Raw genomic sequence first — 18,574 nt, 5'->3', positions numbered from 1 at the left:
TATTACCCTAGCCATCATCTGGCTTCCGTCCACTGGTGCAACAATTTGCACACTTCGGAGCAATACGCATGGACGCTGTACCTTCTGTCCGCAAGATCGCCATCTTGGGCGGCGGCGTGTCCGCCGTCACCACCGCCTTTCGTCTTACTAGTGAGCCCAACTGGCAGAACCGCTATCAGATCACCCTGTACCAGCAGGGCTGGCGTCTCGGCGGCAAGGGCGCCAGCGGACGCAACGCGACCGACCACCAGCGCATCGAGGAACACGGCATCCATGTCTGGTTCGGCTTCTACTACAACGCCTTCCACAGCCTGAGGCAGTGCTACGAGGAACTGGACCGGCCTGCCGGCGCGCCCCTGGCGACCCTCGACGAGGCCTTCTTCCCGCATTCCCATACCGCCTTCGCCGATGCCTTCCAGGGGCAGTGGACCACCTGGCCCATCGACACCCTGGCCCTGCCCGGCAAGCCCGGCGAGGGCTGGAATCCCAAGCCCTTCATGGCCGCCCTCGGCGATCTGCTGGAATGGTTGCTGCGGCTGGGCGAAGTGGATGACACCCCGGCGGGCGCCGCGCCAGGCGGCCTGTTCGCCCGGCTGCGCGCGCACTGCCGGGAAGAACTGCAGGAGCTGGCCCTCAAAGAGGCGGAGCACCAACTACGGCAGGCCCGCACGACGCTGCCCGACGGCGTCGACCATCCCGTGCTGCTGGCTTTGCTGCGCAGGCTCCGCGGCCTGCTCGGCGACATCCTGCACGACCGCAGCCAGACCCACGTCAAGGCCCACCGGCTGTGGCTGCTGATGGATTTCGGCCTGACCGTGCTGATCGGCATGCTCGCCGACGAGGTCTATGCCAAGGGCTTCGCAGCGCTCAACGAAGAGACCTTCCAGGCCTGGCTGGGCCGCCATGGCGCCAGCGCCGCGACCCTGGACGGCGCGGTGCTTAAGTCCCTGCACGGTGGCATCTTCGCCTATCGCGACGGCGACCTCGCCCGGCCCGACGTCGAGGCCGGCACCGTGCTGCGTGCCGCCCTGCTGGCCCTGACCACGGCCAAGGGCTCCTTCATCTGGCGCATGCAGGCCGGCATGGGCGACGTGGTCTTCGCGCCCTACTACGAGGTGCTCGCCCGCCGCGGCGTGGACTTCCGCTTTTTCCACCAGGTAACCGCCATCGAAGCGGCTGACGACGGTCAGGGGCCGCGGGTGACGCGCCTGCGGATCCAGCGCCAGGTCACGCTCAAGGGTGACGCCTACCAACCGCTGGTGGACGTCAAGGGCCTGCCCTGCTGGCCTTCGGCGCCGCTGTACGACCAGCTCGACGACCAGATCGCCCGGGACCTGCAGGAGGGCCAGATCAATCTGGAATCCAACTGGAGCGGCTGGCAGGGCGTCGAGCAGCTGGAGCTGCAGGTCGACCGCGACTTCGACGAGGTGGTGCTGGGGATCTCCGTGGCCGGCCTGGCCGACCTCGCCCCCGGCCTCTGCGCCCTGGACCCGGCGTTCGACCGCATGACCCGGCAGGTGGCCACCGTCGCCACCCAGGCGGTACAGCTCTGGCAGAACCGCGACGTCTGGCAACTGGGCTGGAGCGGCTCGCCTCAGGGTGGGCAGGCCCCCGAGCTGCTGGGCTTCGCCGCCCAGGCGATGGACTCCTGGGCGGATGTCAGCTACCTGGTGGACCGCGAAGACTGGTCGAGCGGCACGCCGCCCGCGGACATCAGCTATTTCTGCGGGGTTTTCGCCGCCGAGGCCGCCCCGCCCATCGGCAAAAAGGATGACTATCCGCAGCAGGAGGCCGCCAAGGTCAAGCAGGCCTTCCTCGACCTCATGAACGCCAAACTGGGCGCCTACTGGCCGACCGCCGTGACCCCGGCGGGCTATCGCTGGGACGTCCTGCTGGCGCCCGCCGAGGTCCAGGGGCCGGCGCGCTTCGACTATCAATACTGGCGAGCCAACGTCGATCCCAGCGAGCGCTATGTACAGAGCGTGGCCGGCAGCAGCCGCTATCGCCTGGCCACCGACGGCAGCCTCTGCCGCAACCTCTATCTGACTGGCGACTGGATCGACAACGGCTTCAACATGGGCTGCGTGGAGTCGGCGACCCTATCCGGCCTGCAGACCGCTCGTGCCCTGCTCGGCCACCGCGAGGTCCTGCCCGGCGAGGACGCCTTCCAGTAGCGCCACCGCCTGGACCGCCGCGCGCTCGGCGCAGCGGTCCAGGGCAGGCGGATAGCACGGCGCGGTGCCATCCAGGTAGTCCAGCAGCTCGGGCGCCTGGTTCCAGACCGCGGCCTCGCTGTAGAGGCGGTGCAATTCCAGCCGGATCCAGCCATCCATGAGGCGCACGCCCAACTCCTCGATACCCAGGCCGTGGCCCTCGATCACCTCGCGATCCGCATCGGTGAGGGGATAGTGCGGCGGATAGAACTCGGCCAGGCTGACCAGCAACTTGACCGAGAAGCCGCGCGGGTCGGCCAGCAAGGCGCCCAGCTCGGCGAACAGCGTCGCCTCTTCCACCAGCGCCTGGGCGAACATCAATCGGTAGAGGGTTATGTTGAGAAACAGCTGACCCACGGCGTTCTCCGCGCGCGCATCCGCCTGATGCAGGGCGAAGCCGGCCAGGATGGAGGCGTTGTGCGCCCGGTACCAGTGCCGCGGGGTGGGATCGGCGATGAAGGTCAGCCAGCAGCGCGTCGGATAGGGCGCCTGGTCGCCGGGCAGCCCATGCTGCGCCAGCCAGCCAGCCAGCTCGGCCAGGTAGATGAAGTGCAAATTGACGTTGCGCCACCAGGCACTGCCGGCTACGGGATCCAGGACACCGGCCTGGATTTCCCAGTCGAGAAAGGCCAGTTCCGAGTCGCCATAGCTCAGGCCGTCGTTGTCGGCATCGCCAAAGCGCAGATAGAAGTCTTCGCGCACCGCCCGCCGCCGGGCCGGGACGTTCTCGATCTGGCGACAGAGTTCGCGGGTCGCTGCGACGGCGTCTTCATAGGTGTACATGCCTTCCCTGCCCTGAGTGTCGGTATCCCGCCCGATCATGGCGCAATGGCATCAGCGGCTTCCACGCGCAACAGGCTGAACGTACCAGAAGAGAGCTCCAATGGCGGCCCCTCGTGTCGCCAGTCCCCCTTGAGCGGATCGCCGCCCCGGGCGATCACCACGACCGGCCGGATCCGTCGATGGTCGGACAGCTTGCGCTGGGGCAGCATGGCGCCGCGGTCATCCAGCCGCACCCGGCGGGGCAGATCGGCGACCCGCAGCCGCCGTACCGCCAGCGGTGGGCCGGGCTGATCCACCGCCAGCGCCAGCACGAAGACACTGTCCTCGGGCCGCACCCGCTGCGCCACCGCGGGCGCCAGACTGACCTCCACGTCCAGCCCCGGCGTGGTCAGCGCCTGACCGGCGGCCCGCGCCGCCGTCTCCGCCCGGGCGACGCCCTGGGCGAGGGTTGCGCGCAGGGGATCCCCTGGCGGCAGCACGGCGACCAGGCGCTGCCAGTAGCCCGCCGCCTTGGCGTAGGCCCCCCGTTCATAGGCGGCCATGCCCAGCAGACCCAGGGTGGTGGGCTCGCCAGGATTGGCGACCAGGGCTTCGTCGGCCAGTGCCTGGGTGCGCGCATCCAGCTGACGCCCTGCGGCGAAGAAACGGGCCTGGGCCAGTTGCCCGAGGACTTCCGCGCGCCGGCCATCGCGCTGGATGACCTGCTCGAAGGCGGCCACGGCATCGGTGTAGCGACCCAGGCCGGCATAGGCCCGTGCCAGCAGATACCAGTTGTCGGTCGCCTGGGGTTGCAGTCGCGTCGCCGCTTCCAGATCGGCCAGCAGCGCCTGGGGCGAAGCCGGCGCCGCGGCGAGGCGCTGGCTCAGCTGCAGCGCCGGCCAGGCGCCGAGCAGCAGGTAGAGCCCCAGGGCCAGGGCCGGGCCGCCCAGGGCGACCGCGATACCCAGGCGCCGGCCGTGGCGCAGCGGCGAAGAACCCTCGGCCGGACTGTCGGCGAGCAGGCTGCGGCCCGCCTCGGCTTCGGCCAGTGCCAGCGCCTGGCTGTCCAGCTCCCCCCGTGCGGCCCGCGCCCGGGCATCGGCCAGGCGTTCCTGATAGAGCGAGCGATTGAGCACCGCCCGCTCGTCCGCCATGACGCGTCCACCGCGCAGCAGCGGCACCAGCAGGATCAGCACCGCCAGGATCAGCAGCAGTCCCGCCAGCCCCCAGAAGGTCAGCATCTTGGCTCCTCCTCCTCGGCCTGCAGCGCGGCCAGTCGCTGGCGTTCGGCGTCGCTCAGCGTCTGCTCCGGGCGCCGCCGCCGCGTCAGGACCAGCAATAGCCCGGCGCCGCCCAGCAGACCCAGGCCCGGCAACAGCCAGAGCAGCAGGGTGCGGCTCTCGAAGGGCGGCCGATAGCGGATGAATTCGCCATAGCGCTGCTCCAGGTGGGCGATGATCTCGTCATCGCTCTGCCCGGTCGCCATCAGGCGCTGGATCTCGCGGCGCAGATCGCCGGCGATGGGCGCATTGGAATCGGCCAGGTCCTGGTTCTGGCACTTCGGACAGCGCAATTCGCGGGTCAGCGCCTGGAAGCGCGCGCGTTCGGCGTCGTCGCGAAAGCCATAGGGGTCGATGGCCGCCTGGATCAGGGTCGACCAGACCAGCAACAGCAGCAGCCAGCCGGCCCTCATGGCATCGCCACCAGGGCCCGGTAGCGCGGCCCGAGGTCGGCGTCCCAGACGTGCTGATCGATCACCCCGACATGGCGATAGCGCACTACGCCGCGGGCATCGATGAGAAAGGTCTCCGGCGCGCCGTAGACACCCAGGTCCAGCCCCAGCCGGCCTTCGTCGTCACGGATATCGAGCTGGTAGGGATCGTGGAACTCCGCCAGCCAGCGGCGGGCGCTGGCCTGGTCGTCCTTGTAATTGATGCCATGGATCACCACGCCCTCGGCCTTGAGTCGCGTGAGCACCGGGTGCTCTTCACGGCAGGCCACGCACCAGGTGCCCCAGACATTGACCAGCGCCGGGCGGCCGAGCAGATCCTCCCGGGTGAACAGTCGCTCGTCCTGTACGCCCGGCAGCGAAAAGGCCGGAAAGGGCTGGCCGACCAGCGCCGACGGCAGGGCCTGGGGATCGCGATAGAGCCCGCGAAAGAGAACGCCGGCCAGCAGCAGGAAGGCCAGCAGTGGCAGGCAGAGCAACAGGCGACGGCGCATCAGGCGGACTCCACGGCAGCGGCAGGGAAAGACGAGCGCCGGCGGCGATAGCGCGGATCGGCCAGGGCCAGCAGGCCGCCCAGGGCGGTGAGCAGCCCGCCGAGCCAGATCAGCCGGACGAAGGGCTTGATCTGCAGGCGCACGGCCCAGGCGCCCTCCCCCACCGGCTCGCCGAGGGCCACATAGAGATCGCGGGTCAGGCCGGCGTCGATGGCAGCTTCGGTCATCACCGCGCCACCGGCCAGATAACGCCGTTTCTCCGGGGTCAGCAGGGCGACCACCCGCCCCTCGCGCTCGACCTGCAGCAAGGCACGCTCGGCGGTGAAGTTGGCCCCCTCGTAGTGCTGGGTTCCGGCGAAGCCGAAGCGATAGCCCTGGAGCTCGACATGCTCGCCCGGCGCCAGGCGCAGATCGCGCTGCACATCCAGCTGACTGGCCAGCACCACGCCCAGGGCCAGCACCGCCAGCCCCAGGTGGGCCAGGTGCATGCCCCAGTAGCTGCGTGGCTGACTGCGCAGGCCACGGCGCCAGCCCAGCGCCGACACCTTGCCCAGCACGTCGCGCAGCGCGGTCAGCAGGATCCACGCCGCCAGCGCCAGCACCGCCAGGATCGCCGCCCGGGGCTGGTCCAGCCACCAGCCGGCCAGCCCCGCCAGGACGGCGCAAGCCAGCAGGACGGGCGCCAGCAGGCGCACCAGCCAGCGACCCGGGCTGCTTTTCCAGCGCACCAGCACCCCGACGCCCAGGGCCAGCATCAGCAGCGCCATCAGCGGCACGAACAGCAGGTCGAAATACGGCGGGCCCACCGACAGCTTGGCCCCGGTGAGGCTGTCGATGATCAACGGATAGAGAGTGCCGAGCAGGACCGTGGCGGCGGCGGTCACCAGGATCAGGTTGTTGACCAGCAGCAACGCCTCGCGGGAAGCCAGGCTGAAGGACGCCGAGCCGCCGAGCGCCGGCGCGCGCCAGGCGAACAGCGCCAGCGAACCGCCGACCACCATCAGCAGGAAGGCCAGGATGAAGACGCCGCGGGTGGGATCGCTGGCGAAGGCGTGCACCGAGGTCAGCACTCCCGAGCGCACCAGAAAGGTCCCCAGCAGGCTGAGCGAAAAGGCGGCGATGGCCAGCAGCACCGTCCAGCCCTTGAACAGACCGCGCTTCTCGGTTACCGCCAGGGAATGCAGGAGCGCCGTGCCCACCAGCCAGGGCATGAAGGAGGCGTTTTCCACCGGATCCCAGAACCACCAGCCGCCCCAGCCCAGTTCGTAGTAGGCCCACCAGGAGCCCAGCACGATGCCGCAGCCGAGAAAGGCCCAGGCCAGCAACGTCCAGGGCCGGGCCCAGCGTGCCCAGGCGGCGTCCAAGCGACCTTCCAGCAAGGCCGCCAGGGCGAAGGCGAAGGCCACCGAAAAGCCGACATAGCCCATGTAGAGCATGGGCGGATGCAGGATGAGCCCCGGATCCTGCAGCAGCGGATTGAGGTCGTTGCCCTCCCGCGGAAATTGCGGCAGCAGGCGCGCGAAGGGATTGGAGGTGGCGACCAGGAAGGTCAGGAATCCCGTGGCCACCAGCCCGAGGATGCCCAGTACCCGCGCCAGCAGGGCCTGGGGCAACTGGCGCGAGCAGACGGCCACCGCCAGACTCCAGCCCGCCAGCGTCAGCGCCCACAGCAGCAGTGAGCCCTCGTGGGCGCCCCAGGTGGCGCTGACCTTGTAGTACCAGGGCAGGCGACTGTTGGAGTTGGCCGCCACATAGGCTACCGAGAAGTCGTCCTGGAGAAAGGCCCAGGTCAAGGCGGCGAAGGCCAGCGCCAGGAACAGGCACTGACCGAGGGCGGCCGGGCGCGCCAGGCGCATCCAGTCGGCCTGACCGCGCCAGGCGCCCAGCAGTGGCAGGGTGCCCTGCACCAGGGCCATGACGAGCGCCAGCAGCAGACAGAGTTGCCCGAGTTCCGGGATCATGGCGTCGGCCTCGCGCCGTCCAGCGGTCGCCCGGCCTGGCGCAACGCCTGGCTCACCTCGGGCGGCATGTATTTCTCGTCGTGCTTGGCAAGGATCTGATCGGCGACCAGACGCCCCTGGTCGTCGAGCCGGCCCAGGGCCACGACCCCCTGCCCCTCGCGGAACAGATCCGGCAGGATGCCGGCATAGTTCACCCGCACCTCCTGCTGGAAGTCGGTGATGACGAAGCTCACCGCCAGGGAATCCGCGGCGCGCACCAGGCTGCCCTGCTCCACCATGCCGCCGGCGCGGATGCGGGTGGCGGGCGGCGCCTCACCCCTGGCGATCTGGCTCGGGGTATAGAAGAGATTGATGTTCTGCTGCAGGGCGCTGAGGGCCAGCGCCGCCGCGCCCCCTACGCCCAGCAACAGCAGCAGGATCCACAGCAGCCGTCGACGGCGGACCGGATTCATGGCCGCCGCTCCCGCCGCCAGCGCTGGCGCAACGCCCGCTGCAGCCGGCGACGCGCCTGCCAGCCGTGCAGCAGCAGGCCGCCGAGGATGACCAGGGTCAGGCCGAAGGCCGGCCAGACATAGAGGCCGTGGCGGCCCATGCCGAGGACCTGCGCCCATTCCACTCCGCTCACGCGCCCTCCTCGCCCAGCTCCAGGCGTACCCAGCGACTGCGCCACTCGCGCCTGAGCACCTCCAGGCGCATCCGCTGCAGCAAGACGCCAGCGAAGAACAGATAGAACGCCAGCACCATCACCAGCAGCGGCAGCCACATGGCGGCGGGCATCGGTGGACGTTCCACCAGGCTGAAGGTGGCCGGCTGGTGCAGGGTGCTCCACCACTCCACCGAATACTTGATGATCGGCAGATTGACCGAGCCGACCAGGGCCAGGATGGCGCAGGCGCGGGCGGCGCTCTCGCGATGCTCGATGGCCTGCCCCAGCGCGATCACGCCCAGATAGAGAAACAGCAGCACCAGCATCGAGGTGAGCCGGGCGTCCCAGATCCACCAGGTGCCCCAGGTGGGAATGCCCCACAGCGACCCCGTGGCCAGGGCGATCACCGTCATCCAGGCGCCGATCGGCGCGGCCGCGCGCAGGGCCACGTCGGCCAGCTTGAGGCGCCAGACCAGGCCGACGACCCCGGCGACCGCCAGCAGCAGATAGCAGGACTGCGCCAGAAAGGCGGCCGGCACATGCACATAGATGATGCGAAAGCTGTCGCCCTGCTGGTAGTCCGGCGGGGCCAGGAACAACCCCCACACCAGACCGACGGCCAGCAGCACTCCGGCCAGCGCCAGGCAGGGTCCCTGCAGGCGGCCGGCCAGGCGATAGAAGATGGCGGGAGAGCCCAGGCGATGCAGCCAGGTCCAGTTCATGTCGTCCTCGTCATTGGGCCGCGCCGATGCGCAGGCCGGCGGCGACCGCCAGGGGTGCCAGGGTCAGGGCCAGCAGGGTCAGGCAACCCAGCCAGAGCAGCAGCCCGGTCACCGGCAGGCCAAGACGCGCCGCGTCCAGGATGCTGGCGCCCAGGATCAGCACCGGGATCTGCAGCGGCAGGTTGAGCAGCGCCAGCAGCAGCCCGCCACGGGCCAGGCCCACGGTCAGCGCCGCGCCGATGGCGCCGATCAGGGTCAGGGCCAGACTGCCCAGGATCAGGGCCGCCAGGGTCGCCGGCAGGGCCGCGGCGGGCAACCCCAGCATCAGCGCCAGCAGCGGCGTCAGGGCGACCAGGCCGAGGCCGGCGAAGCACCAGTGCACCAGCAGCTTGAGCAGCACCAGCAGCGGCAAGGGCTGGGGCGCCAGCAGCCAGAGCTCCAGCGAGCCATCCTGCCAGTCGCTGCGAAACAGGGCTTCCTGGCCAAGCAGCAAGGCCAGCAACAGCGCTATCCACAGGAGGCCTGGTGCCAGGGCGGCTAGCTGCTGGCTATCGGTACCCAGCGCCAGGGGAAAGAGGGTCACCACCAGGGCATGGAAGGCCAGGGGCGTGAGCCACAGCGCCGGACGGCGACAGGCCAGGCGCCCTTCGCGCCTGAGGAAGGCCAACCAGGCGCCGCTCATCGGCCACCGTCCAGCCAGAGCAGCCGATGCCCTTCGGGGACGACCTCCAGCTCGCGGTGACTGGTCAGCACCAGGGCGCCGCCTGCCGCGCAATGGGCGCGCAGGCGCTCTTCCAGCTGCGTGCAGGTGCTGGCGTCCAGGGCGGTGAAGGGTTCGTCCAGCAGCCAGAGCCGCGGCGGTTCGGGCAGCTGGAGCCGGGCCAGGGCAACGCGCCGACGCTGGCCGGCCGACAGTTGCCCGCAGGGCTCGTCCGCCCAGTCGGCCAGCCCCACCTCTGCCAGGGCGGCCCGGCAGGCTTCACTCGCGGTCGGGCACCACAGATTGGCCAGGCCATGAAGATTTTCCGCCGCGGTCAGCCCCTCGGCGATGCCGGGCGCATGGCCCAGCCAGAGCAATTCGGCCGCGGCGGGCCGGCGCACCGTACCCGCATCGGCCGGCAGCAGTCCCGCCAGGATACGCAGCAGGCTGGTCTTGCCACTGCCGTTGACGCCTCCGATCTGCAGCGACTCGCCCGCCGCCACGCTCAGACTCAGGTCGTCGAACAGCAGGCGACCGCCCCGTTCGCAACGGAGCGCGACGGCGTCGAGCAGGGGCTGATTCAAGACAGGGGATCTCACGGCACTAAAGTCGGTCGGGCGCTGGCCGTTAACCCGGCACACGCCCTTGAAGGCGCGCCATTATACACAGGCGATTCCACCGGACCTGCCCGATGACTTCCATCTCCGCGATCCAACCCAGCGTCGGCGTCACGCCCGCCCTGCCCGTCCGGGCCGCGGCGGCGCAGGCGTCGGACGCGGGGGCGCAGATCCTGCAGGCCCTGCAATCCCTCGACGACCTGATTCCGCCCGGCAGCACGGCCACCGCCGAGGTACTCGCCACCCGTCCGGCCGGCCAGAGCTTCCAGTTCCTGCTGCAACTGCAGCTGGCCGAGGGCGGCAGCGTCCTGCTCACGACACAGAGTCCGACCAACAACCTGCCGGTGGGCAGCCAGTTGCTGGTGAGCACCCTCGGCTCCACCCAGCTGGCGGTGCTGCTGCAGAGCCTGGAGGGCGACGCACCACCGCCGCCGCTGCAGCAACTGGATCTGCGCCAGTTACCGGTGGGCACGACCCTGCAGTTGCGCGTGCTGAGCAGCCTGCTGCAACAGCCGCCCGGCGCGACGCCCACCTACGAGGTGATCGCCAAGGCCCTGAGTTCCAGTCTCGAAGGTCGCCAGCTCAAGCTGGAATCGCCCCGCCCGGTACCGGTGGGCAGTCTGCTGACCGTGGTGATCAAGGACAGCCAGGAGGTCACGGTGCTGCCCATGGCGCAGCGCCTCGACCAGCTCGACATCGATCGCCAGCTGCAGAGTCAGGGGCAGCGCCAGCTGTCGATGAATGCCCTGCTGCAATGGCTGGAGGACGTCCCCGAGGCAGAGCTGCCGCCGTCGGTGGGCGCCGCGCTCAAGTCCCTGCTGGCCAATCTGGAAACCACCGCGGCCCTGGCCACGCCCCAGGGCTGGGCCCGCGCCCTGGCGCGCAGTGGCCTGCAACTGGAGCAACAACTGCTGGATCGCGGCGGTCCCGATCTCCAGGAAGACTTCAAGGCCAACCTGCTGCGCCTGGTGGATCGGCTGCTGGCCAGCGTGCCGGGCGATGCCCTGCGCAATCCCCAGGTCGCGATCCAGACCGCCCAGCAGAATCTGCCCGATGCCCTGCGCCGGGCCCTGGGTGATGCCACCACCAGTCGCCAACCGACCGCCCTGGACTTTCCCCTGGGCGAGCGCGATGGTCGCGGCCTCAGTGCCGCCAACGCCGAACTCGACGAATTGCTGCAACTGGCCACGGGCGTCATCGCCCGCCTGCAGACCCACCAGCTCGCCAGCCTGGCCCAGACCCAGGTCCTGCCCGATGGTTACTACCTCTCCACCTGGCAGACCGAGATTCCCTGGCGCGATGGCGAGCGCCTTGGCGCGGTGCAGGTGCGCTTCCAGGAAGAACGACCGCCGCCGGATAGCCACGGTGAAGCCCGCGACAGTCTGTGGAAGGTGGAACTGGCGTTCGACCTGGCACCGCTGGGGCCGCTGCAGGTGCGGGCGCAATTGGCCAGCGGCCGGCTGTCGAGCGAATTCTGGGCGGAAAAGGGCGCCACCGCGACGCTGATCGATACCGAATTGCCCCATTTGCGCGAACGCCTGCTGGCGGCCGGCTTCGTGGTCGGCGACCTCAGCAGCCGCCAGGGCCGTCCCGCACGCCATCCGCGCACCACCCTCGAACAACGCTGGATCGACGACACCGCATGAGCACATCCGCCACCCGCCAGGCCATCGCGCTGTCCTATGACGGCAGCAGCGCCCCCATCCTCTCCGCCAAGGGCGATGCCGAACTGGCCGAACTCATCCTGGCCACGGCCCGGGAGCACGAGGTGCCCATCTACGAGAACGCCGACCTGGTGCGCATCCTGGCGCGCCTGGAACTGGGCGCCGAAATCCCCGAGGCGCTCTATCGCACCCTGGCCGAGATCATCGCCTTCGCCTGGCACCTCAAGGGCAAGTGCCCGGCGCACCTGGCCGACCAGCCGGATCTGTCGTACGGTTGGGAGCGGATGCCGTAGATATCCAGCTCAATTCTCTTATCGCGGCCATGGGCCGCTCCTACAGGGAGTGATGCTTTTGTAGGAGCGGCCCATGGCCGCGATAGTCCAAGTCAGAGCGGTCGCTACGGCGCACCGGCATGGCCGCGATAAAACCCGCAAAAACCTGCCCTACCCCCGCCGCAACGAATGCCCGACGGCGCCCTTCTCTTCCACCTTGGCGGCGTCCCACAGGGCATCCATCTCCTCCAGACTGGCCTCCTGGGGCGTGCGGTCCTGGGCTTTAAGCGCCTCTTCTATGAACCGGAAGCGCCGCTCGAACTTGGCGTTGGCCTGGCGCAGGGCGTCCTCGGCGTCGACCTGCAGGTGCCTCGCCAGGTTGACCATCACGAACAGCAGGTCCCCGACCTCTTCCGCCACCTGGGCAGCCTGGCCGCTGGCCATGGCCTCGCGCACCTCGTCCAGTTCCTCCTGGATCTTGGCCACCACCGGCGTGGCATCGGCCCAGTCGAAGCCCACATTGGCCGCACGCTTCTGCAGCTTGGCCGCACGACTCAGGGCCGGCAGCGCGGCCGGCACGTCATCCAGCAGCGACAGCTGCTCCGGCGCCGCGGCCTTTTCCGCGCGCTCCTCGGCCTTGATCTCTTCCCAGCGGCGCTTGATGGTCGCCTCGTCCAGTCGCGGCAGGTCGAGCGGGCCATGCAGGTCGCCGTCGGGAAAGACATGAGGATGGCGGCGCACCAGCTTGCGGGTGATGCCATCCACTACCTGGGCGAAGTCGAAATGGCCATCCTCGCGACCCAGCTGGCTGTAGTAGACGACCTGGAACAGCAGGTCGCCCAGCTCGTCACGCAACTGGGGGAAATCCCGCCGGGCGATGGCGTCGGCGACCTCGTAGGCCTCTTCCAGGGTGTGGGGCACGATGCTGGCGTAGTCCTGGCGCAGGTCCCAGGGGCAGCCGTGCCGGGGATCGCGCAACCGGGCCATGAGGTGCAGCAGGTCGTCGAGCTGGTACATGGATGAATCCTGTCACTGGAAAAAGAACGAGGCGCCAGGAGGCGCCTCGTGAGGGCAGCGTCACACCACTCAGGCAGCGCGATTGCGCCGGGCTTCGATGATGTTGGGCAGCTGGGAGATGCGTCCGAGCAGGCGGCCGAGGGCGTCGAGACCGGGGATCTCGATGGTCAGCAGCATGTTGGCGGTGTTTTCCTCGCGATTGGAGCGCGTATTCACCGCCAGCACGTTTATCCGCTCGTTGAGCAGGATCTGCGAGACATCGCGCAGCAGACCGGAACGGTCGAAGGCCTTGATCACGATGTCCACCGGATAGGTCTGCACCGGCACCGGGCCCCAGCTCACCTGGATGGTCCGTTCCGGCTCGCGACTGGCCAGCTGCAGGGCATTGGCGCAGTCCTGCCGGTGGATGGTCACGCCACGGCCGAGGGTGATGTAGCCGACGATGGCATCGCCCGGCACCGGCTGGCAGCAGCCGGCGATCTGGGTGAGCAGGTTGCCCACGCCCTGGATCTGCACATCGCCACGCTTGCCCGGCTTGTTGGTGGGCTTGCGCGGCAGGTGATCGAGGGTATCGAGGCCCTTGTCCGGCTCCACCAGCTGCTGGGCGGCGTGCATCACCTGGGCCAGGCGCAGATCGCCGGCGCCCAGGGCCGCGAGCATGTCCTCGGCACCCTTGTAGTTGACCTTTTCGGCCAGGGTGTTGAAGTCCACCGGGGGCAGCGCCAGGCGCGACAGCTCGCGCTCGACCATGGCCTTGCCGGCGGCGACGTTCTGGTCGCGCGCCTGGAACTTGAACCAGTGGACGATCTTGGCCCGGGCCCGCGAGGTGTTGACGTAGCCGAGGTTGGGGTTGAGCCAGTCGCGGCTGGGCGATCCCTGCTTGCCGGTGATGATCTCCACCTGCTCGCCGGTCTGCAGCTGGTAGTTCAGCGGCACGATGCGGCCGTTGATCTTGGCCCCGCGGCAGTTGTGGCCGATCTCGGTGTGCACCCGATAGGCGAAGTCCAGCGGCGTCGCGCCCTTGGGCAGGTCGATGGCGTGGCCGTCAGGGGTGAAGACGTAGACCCGGTCCGGCTCGATGTCGACCCGCAGCTGATCGGCCAGGCCGCCGATGTCGCCCAGCTCCTCGTGCCATTCCAGCACCTGGCGCAGCCAGGAAATCTTTTCTTCGTAGTGATTGGAGGCCGACTTGACGTCGGTCCCCTTGTAGCGCCAGTGGGCGCAGACTCCCAGTTCGGCCTCTTCGTGCATGGCGTGGGTGCGGATCTGCACCTCCAGCACCTTGCCCTCCGGACCGATCACCGCCGTATGCAGGGAACGGTAGCCGTTCTCCTTGGGATTGGCGATATAGTCGTCGAACTCGCGGGCAATATGCCGCCACAGGGTATGCACGATGCCCAGCGCGGTATAGCAGTCACGCACCTCGGGCACCAGCACCCGCACCGCGCGCACGTCGTAGATCTGGCTGAATTCCAGGCCCTTGCGCTGCATCTTCCGCCAGATGGAATAGATGTGCTTGGCTCGCCCGCTGAGGTCGGACTTGATGCCGGTGGCGGTGAGCTCGTCACGCAGCTGCTGCATGACGTCGGCGATGTACTGCTCGCGATCCAGCCGCCGTTCATGCAGCAGGGTCGCGATCTGCTTGTACTGCTGGGGCTCCAGGTAGCGGAAGGACAGGTCTTCCAGCTCCCACTTGATATGGCCGATGCCCAGGCGGTGGGCCAGGGGCGCGTAGATGTCGGCGACCTCGCGGGCCACCCGGTTGCGGCGCTCTTCAGTGGCGTTCTTGACCGCGCGGATGGCGCAGGTTCGCTCGGCCAGCTTGATCAGGGCCACGCGCACGTCGTCGACCATGGCCACCAGCATGCGGCGCAGGTTGTCGACCTGGGTCTGGCTGCCCAGCACCATGGACTTGCGCGGATTGAGACTCTCGCTGATCGCCGCCATGCGCAGCACGCCTTCGATCAGCTTGGCCACCACCGGCCCGAAATGCTCGGCCGCCGACTCCAGGGTCGCCTTGCCCTCGCGCACCGCCCGGTAGACGATGGCGGCGATCAGGCTGTCCTGATCCAGCTTGAGGTCGGCCAGGATCTCCGCCATCTGCAGGCCGGTATGGAAACTGGAGGTCCCCTCCGCCCAGGTGTGCTCGACCTGGCCGGAATTCTCTTCCGCCGTGCGGGCGAAGCCGCAGGCGTCCAGCAAGGCCTCGCGATCGAGATTCGGATCCACGCTCTGGATATGATCCAGCCAGGCGTGGAGGTTGATGCTGCCATCGACGTTGACTGGCTGATGCGCTCTGACCTGTACCATCTACCCCTTCCTCACGGCGTAGCCTTCTCGCCGGATTGGCTCGCATCGGTTGGCGAGCCGTCGTTACCCGGGCATCCTGCCCGCTTCGAACAGCACCATGGCTTCCACATGGGCGGTCTGCGGGAACATGTCGAGAATGCCCGCTCGTGTCATGCGATAGCCCTGTCGGACCAGCTCCCCGGCATCCCGTGCCAGGGTGGCCGGATTGCAGGAGACATAGACTAGCCGCCCGATACCCAGGCCCCTGAGCTGCCGGACCACTTCCAGCGCACCGTCGCGCGGCGGATCCAGCAGGGCCAGCGAATGGCTGCCCAGATCGGCGGGTAGCGGGTTCGACAGATCCACCTGTAGAAAGTGCGCGTTGCCGATGCCATTGTCACGTGCATTTTGTATTGCCCGGCATGTCATCGCCGCGACCCCTTCGATGCCGGTGACGGCCGCTGCCTGCCGCGCCAGCGGCAGGGCGAAGTTGCCCAGCCCGGAGAACAGATCGAGCACCCGGTCATCCGCCGTTGGCGTCAGCCAGTCCAGCGCCTGGGCGACCATGGCCTCGTTGATGGCGGCATTGACCTGGACGAAGTCGCCCGGCTGATAGGCCAGCGTCAGGTCCCAGGGCGCCAGCCGGAAGCCCAGCCTGGCGTCGGCCTGATCCGGCTGCGGCTCACCCTTGCCCTGCCACCAGAGCTGGACGCCCGCCGCCGCGCAGAAGTCGCGCAGGCGCGCCTGGTCGCCGGGCAGCAGCGCCTGGGTATGACGCACCAGCAAGGCCGTGGCCGTCCCCTGGAAGAGTTCCACATGACCGATCGCCTGGGGCCGTTCCAGCCCGCTCAGCAGGTCGGGCAGCGCGCGCAGCAGCGGCTGCAGCTCCGGCACCAGCACCAGGCAGTCGTCGGGGGTGACGATGTCCTGGCTGGCCTCGGCGCGAAAGCCCACTTCCAGGCGCCCCTGGCGTTCGTCCCAGCGCACCGCGATGCGGGCGCGGCGGCGATAGCCGAACTCGGGACCGACCATGGGCGCGGCCCAGGCCAGCGGCTGCACCCCGGCCAGACGGCGGAATTGCTCGGCCAGGGCTTCCTGCTTGAGGGTCAGCTGATCGGCATGGGGCAGGTGCTGCAGGGTGCAACCGCCGCAGCGGTCGGCCACGCTGCAGGGCGGCGTGCGCCGCAACGGACTGGCCTCCAGCACCCTGAGGGTACGGGCCTCGACCACCTGGCTGCGGGCGCCGAGCACCCGCGCCTCGACCTGCTCGCCCGGCAGGGCGCCGGCGACGAACCAGGTCCGCCCGCCTTCGCGCGCGATGCCGCGTCCGTCATGGGACAGCCGCTCGATGCCCAGCAGCTGCCGCTTGCCGGTCGGTACCCCGGTCGCCCGGGCGCCACCGGCCGGTTGGAAGCGCAGTCCGCCGCCGCCCCGCTTAGCGCGCGTCATAGACGCCGGTCGACAGGTAGCGATCGCCTCGGTCACAGATGATCGCGACGATCACCGCATTGTCCACTTCCCGGGCGATGCGCAGGGCGCCCGCCACCGACCCGCCGGACGACACGCCGCAGAAGATGCCTTCTTCCCGCGCCAGGCGGCGCATGGTGTCCTCGGCTTCCTGCTGACCCATGTCGATGATGCGATCCACGCGGCTGGCCTCGTAGATCTTGGGCAGATAGGCCTCCGGCCAGCGGCGGATGCCGGGGATGGCCGCCCCCTCCTCCGGCTGCAAACCGACGATCTGCACCCGGGGATTCTGCTCCTTGAGGTAGCGCGAGGTGCCCATGATGGTCCCGGTGGTGCCCATGGAGCTGACGAAGTGGGTGATGCTGCCGTGGGTCTGGCGCCAGATTTCCGGCCCGGTCCCCAGGTAGTGGGCCACCGGATTGTCGCCATTGCCGAACTGGTCGAGCACCTTGCCGCGGCCTTCGGCCTGCATGCGCGTGGCCAGATCCCGCGCGCCTTCCATGCCGTCTTCCCGGCTGACCAGGATCAGCTCGGCGCCATAGGCGGTCATGGCCGCCTTGCGCTCGGCGCTGGAGTTGTCGGGCATGATCAGGATCATGCGGTAGCCCATGATGGCGGCGGCCATGGCCAGGGCGATCCCGGTATTGCCGGAGGTGGCCTCAATGAGGGTATCGCCGGGCTGGATGTCGCCACGGGCCTCGGCCTGGCGGATCATCGACAGCGCCGGGCGGTCCTTGACCGAGCCCGCCGGGTTGTTGCCTTCCAGCTTGAGCAGCACGGTACTGCGGGTGTCGCCGGCCAGGCGCTGCAGGCGCACCAGCGGCGTGTTACCGATGCAATCGGCGATGGTGGGATAGTGCAGACTCATGAATCAGCTCGTTCCGCCAGGGGTGAAAGCCTTCCATGATACTCCCAAAGCCTCGCCGACCCTACCCGTCCGGCGCCTGGCTAGGGCCGGCGCGTGGCGGCGCCGTCGCTGGCCACCTCCAGGGCGGCGGGCAGGCTCAGCGACAGAATGCCCTCCGGCCCCAGGTTGGGCTGCACCTGGGGGGTCACCTGCATCCCCGGCAGCCCGCCCAGGCGTTCGGCCAGGCGCCTGGCGGCGTCGGGCGCGACCTTGCGGGTCAGGTCCTCGGTACCGGAATACAGCCAGAGCTGCACCGGCCGGGCGCCACCCACGCCCTGGAATTCCTCGGCCCGCTTGAGGATGAAGCCCTGCTGCCAGCCATAGGCGACATCGCTCGCCACGTAGCGCTGGAAGGCCTGCGGCTGCCGATAGAGGGTGTCGAGCACGAACAGCCCGCCGTAGCCATGACCCCAGAGGGTCTGGCGATTGGGGTCCACCGGCACGCTCTGGGTCAGCAGCGGCTTGATGCGCTGCTCGATCAGGTCGAGAAAGGCCCGCGACCCTCCCGCCGGCCAGTCCTTGCGCACGTCGTCGCGCGTGCGGCCAGTGCCCACCGCCGGGGTATAGTCATAGGTGCGCTCCTGCATGGCGTCCGCGGCATCGGCGTAACCGATGGCCACCAGCACCGGCGCACTCTTCAGTTTATGGGGGGACAGCCAGACATCCTGGAGTTGCGCCAGGGCGGCGTCGCCGTCGAGCAGGAACAGCGCGGGATACCCCATCATCGGCGCCGGCTGCTTGGGAATGCCGATATAGACGCGATAGCGGCGCTTGCCGTCCGCCGAGTCGAGCAGGTGCGTCTCGAAGCTGTAGTACATCGACCCCCGCTCCACCAGGGTGGTCTTCTTCGGCTCCTGGGCCTGGCTCGACGCCATCCAGCCGGTCCCCAGCAACAGGGCGCCCGCCAGCATCAGACTGCAACTCTTCTTCAAAGGATCTCCTCGAACGCAACCGCACCGGAACGACCGGCAGTCCCTACCAGACCGCCGATGGGGTCAATGGTTGTGCACCCCGGCCAGGGACCGTGGCAGCCTTCGCGGATTTTCGCGAATCGGCGCGCCAGGGGGTGCGACCCCTTTCGCAAAGACTCTCTTTACATTTGGTAAAGGGGTTA

Annotated in this window: 18 protein-coding genes; 3 read left to right on the top strand and 15 right to left on the bottom strand. The window is 69.0% G+C overall.

The window, feature by feature from the left end; translation table 11 throughout:
• The first annotated feature begins 68 nt into the window (after window positions 1-68).
• Complete coding sequence (locus PVZ77_RS06495) at window positions 69-2,174, top strand: NAD(P)-binding protein (RefSeq protein WP_273805987.1); 2,106 nt, start codon at window positions 69-71, stop codon at window positions 2,172-2,174.
• Here the strand turns inward: PVZ77_RS06495 and PVZ77_RS06490 are convergent.
• The 10 genes from PVZ77_RS06490 to ccmA are packed head-to-tail and all read right to left on the bottom strand — an operon-like array spanning window position 2,100 to window position 9,811.
• The gene (locus PVZ77_RS06490) at window positions 2,100-2,996 is read right to left on the bottom strand and encodes a hypothetical protein (RefSeq protein WP_273805986.1); all 897 of its coding nucleotides are present in this window, start codon (window positions 2,994-2,996) and stop codon (window positions 2,100-2,102) included. The genes PVZ77_RS06495 and PVZ77_RS06490 overlap by 75 nt on opposite strands.
• A 35-nt stretch (window positions 2,997-3,031) precedes the next feature.
• Complete coding sequence (gene ccmI / locus PVZ77_RS06485; protein ID WP_273805985.1) at window positions 3,032-4,216, bottom strand: c-type cytochrome biogenesis protein CcmI; 1,185 nt, start codon at window positions 4,214-4,216, stop codon at window positions 3,032-3,034.
• The gene (locus tag PVZ77_RS06480) at window positions 4,210-4,668 is read right to left on the bottom strand and encodes a cytochrome c-type biogenesis protein (protein WP_273805984.1); all 459 of its coding nucleotides are present in this window, start codon (window positions 4,666-4,668) and stop codon (window positions 4,210-4,212) included. The genes ccmI and PVZ77_RS06480 overlap by 7 nt, the downstream gene beginning before the upstream one ends.
• On the bottom strand, window positions 4,665-5,198 hold the full coding sequence (locus PVZ77_RS06475) for a DsbE family thiol:disulfide interchange protein (protein WP_273805983.1): 534 nt from the start codon (window positions 5,196-5,198) through the stop codon (window positions 4,665-4,667). The genes PVZ77_RS06480 and PVZ77_RS06475 overlap by 4 nt, the downstream gene beginning before the upstream one ends.
• Complete coding sequence (locus PVZ77_RS06470) at window positions 5,198-7,159, bottom strand: heme lyase CcmF/NrfE family subunit (RefSeq protein WP_273805982.1); 1,962 nt, start codon at window positions 7,157-7,159, stop codon at window positions 5,198-5,200. The genes PVZ77_RS06475 and PVZ77_RS06470 overlap by 1 nt, the downstream gene beginning before the upstream one ends.
• A complete protein-coding gene (ccmE, locus tag PVZ77_RS06465; RefSeq protein ID WP_273805981.1) occupies window positions 7,156-7,611 on the bottom strand; it encodes a cytochrome c maturation protein CcmE in 456 nt (151 codons plus the stop codon). The genes PVZ77_RS06470 and ccmE overlap by 4 nt, the downstream gene beginning before the upstream one ends.
• Window positions 7,608-7,784 carry a heme exporter protein CcmD gene (gene ccmD / locus PVZ77_RS06460; RefSeq protein ID WP_187979695.1) on the bottom strand — a complete coding sequence of 59 codons (177 nt, stop codon included), beginning with the start codon at window positions 7,782-7,784 and terminating at the stop codon, window positions 7,608-7,610. The genes ccmE and ccmD overlap by 4 nt, the downstream gene beginning before the upstream one ends.
• The gene (locus PVZ77_RS06455; protein WP_273805980.1) at window positions 7,781-8,527 is read right to left on the bottom strand and encodes a heme ABC transporter permease; all 747 of its coding nucleotides are present in this window, start codon (window positions 8,525-8,527) and stop codon (window positions 7,781-7,783) included. Before PVZ77_RS06455 ends, ccmD begins: the two co-directional genes overlap by 4 nt.
• 10 nt (window positions 8,528-8,537) lie before the next feature.
• Complete coding sequence (ccmB, locus tag PVZ77_RS06450; protein WP_273805979.1) at window positions 8,538-9,209, bottom strand: heme exporter protein CcmB; 672 nt, start codon at window positions 9,207-9,209, stop codon at window positions 8,538-8,540.
• The gene (ccmA, locus tag PVZ77_RS06445) at window positions 9,206-9,811 is read right to left on the bottom strand and encodes a cytochrome c biogenesis heme-transporting ATPase CcmA (RefSeq protein WP_273805978.1); all 606 of its coding nucleotides are present in this window, start codon (window positions 9,809-9,811) and stop codon (window positions 9,206-9,208) included. Before ccmA ends, ccmB begins: the two co-directional genes overlap by 4 nt.
• Window positions 9,812-9,918: 107 nt before the next feature.
• Between ccmA and fliK the strand changes: the two genes are divergently transcribed.
• Together fliK and PVZ77_RS06435 are read left to right on the top strand one after the other, a co-directional pair.
• On the top strand, window positions 9,919-11,490 hold the full coding sequence (fliK, locus tag PVZ77_RS06440) for a flagellar hook-length control protein FliK (protein WP_273805977.1): 1,572 nt from the start codon (window positions 9,919-9,921) through the stop codon (window positions 11,488-11,490).
• The gene (locus PVZ77_RS06435; RefSeq protein ID WP_273805976.1) at window positions 11,487-11,801 is read left to right on the top strand and encodes an EscU/YscU/HrcU family type III secretion system export apparatus switch protein; all 315 of its coding nucleotides are present in this window, start codon (window positions 11,487-11,489) and stop codon (window positions 11,799-11,801) included. The genes fliK and PVZ77_RS06435 overlap by 4 nt, the downstream gene beginning before the upstream one ends.
• 150 nt (window positions 11,802-11,951) lie before the next feature.
• On the opposite strand, the gene mazG is transcribed toward PVZ77_RS06435, so the two are convergent.
• The 5 genes from mazG to PVZ77_RS06410 form a co-directional block, all read right to left on the bottom strand.
• Entirely contained in the window at window positions 11,952-12,797 is an 846-nt protein-coding gene (gene mazG, locus PVZ77_RS06430; protein WP_273805975.1) for a nucleoside triphosphate pyrophosphohydrolase, read from the bottom strand.
• A gap of 69 nt (window positions 12,798-12,866) precedes the next feature.
• Entirely contained in the window at window positions 12,867-15,107 is a 2,241-nt protein-coding gene (gene relA, locus PVZ77_RS06425) for a GTP diphosphokinase (RefSeq protein WP_208691702.1), read from the bottom strand.
• A 63-nt stretch (window positions 15,108-15,170) separates the two neighbouring features.
• The gene (gene rlmD / locus PVZ77_RS06420) at window positions 15,171-16,535 is read right to left on the bottom strand and encodes a 23S rRNA (uracil(1939)-C(5))-methyltransferase RlmD (RefSeq protein WP_273805974.1); all 1,365 of its coding nucleotides are present in this window, start codon (window positions 16,533-16,535) and stop codon (window positions 15,171-15,173) included.
• Window positions 16,522-17,421: a cysteine synthase CysM gene (cysM, locus tag PVZ77_RS06415; RefSeq protein WP_273805973.1), complete on the bottom strand. Its 900-nt coding sequence runs from the start codon at window positions 17,419-17,421 to the stop codon at window positions 16,522-16,524. The genes rlmD and cysM overlap by 14 nt, the downstream gene beginning before the upstream one ends.
• Window positions 17,422-17,501: 80 nt before the next feature.
• Window positions 17,502-18,392 (bottom strand): alpha/beta hydrolase, encoded by an 891-nt coding sequence (locus PVZ77_RS06410; RefSeq protein WP_273805972.1) that lies wholly within the window; start codon window positions 18,390-18,392, stop codon window positions 17,502-17,504.
• Window positions 18,393-18,574 lie beyond the last annotated feature (182 nt).

Origin of the sequence: Pseudomonas sp. SHLD1 (assembly GCF_028640935.1) — a bacterium.
GTDB lineage: Bacteria > Pseudomonadota > Gammaproteobacteria > Pseudomonadales > Pseudomonadaceae > Chryseomonas > Chryseomonas aestiva.
Note: the sequence above shows the minus strand (reverse complement) of the source record. Positions and strands in the feature narration are given on the sequence as shown.

Coding starts and splice junctions, on each gene's coding strand:
- PVZ77_RS06475 (WP_273805983.1), bottom strand. CDS start 5,198: ATGCGCCGTCGCCTGTTGCTCTGCCTGCCACTGCTGGCCTTCCTGCTG.
- PVZ77_RS06495 (WP_273805987.1), top strand. CDS start 69: ATGGACGCTGTACCTTCTGTCCGCAAGATCGCCATCTTGGGCGGCGGC.
- cysM (WP_273805973.1), bottom strand. CDS start 17,421: ATGAGTCTGCACTATCCCACCATCGCCGATTGCATCGGTAACACGCCG.
- ccmB (WP_273805979.1), bottom strand. CDS start 9,209: ATGAGCGGCGCCTGGTTGGCCTTCCTCAGGCGCGAAGGGCGCCTGGCC.
- ccmI (WP_273805985.1), bottom strand. CDS start 4,216: ATGCTGACCTTCTGGGGGCTGGCGGGACTGCTGCTGATCCTGGCGGTG.
- relA (WP_208691702.1), bottom strand. CDS start 15,107: ATGGTACAGGTCAGAGCGCATCAGCCAGTCAACGTCGATGGCAGCATC.
- fliK (WP_273805977.1), top strand. CDS start 9,919: ATGACTTCCATCTCCGCGATCCAACCCAGCGTCGGCGTCACGCCCGCC.
- mazG (WP_273805975.1), bottom strand. CDS start 12,797: ATGTACCAGCTCGACGACCTGCTGCACCTCATGGCCCGGTTGCGCGAT.
- PVZ77_RS06470 (WP_273805982.1), bottom strand. CDS start 7,159: ATGATCCCGGAACTCGGGCAACTCTGTCTGCTGCTGGCGCTCGTCATG.
- ccmE (WP_273805981.1), bottom strand. CDS start 7,611: ATGAATCCGGTCCGCCGTCGACGGCTGCTGTGGATCCTGCTGCTGTTG.
- PVZ77_RS06435 (WP_273805976.1), top strand. CDS start 11,487: ATGAGCACATCCGCCACCCGCCAGGCCATCGCGCTGTCCTATGACGGC.
- PVZ77_RS06480 (WP_273805984.1), bottom strand. CDS start 4,668: ATGAGGGCCGGCTGGCTGCTGCTGTTGCTGGTCTGGTCGACCCTGATC.
- rlmD (WP_273805974.1), bottom strand. CDS start 16,535: ATGACGCGCGCTAAGCGGGGCGGCGGCGGACTGCGCTTCCAACCGGCC.
- PVZ77_RS06455 (WP_273805980.1), bottom strand. CDS start 8,527: ATGAACTGGACCTGGCTGCATCGCCTGGGCTCTCCCGCCATCTTCTAT.
- PVZ77_RS06490 (WP_273805986.1), bottom strand. CDS start 2,996: ATGTACACCTATGAAGACGCCGTCGCAGCGACCCGCGAACTCTGTCGC.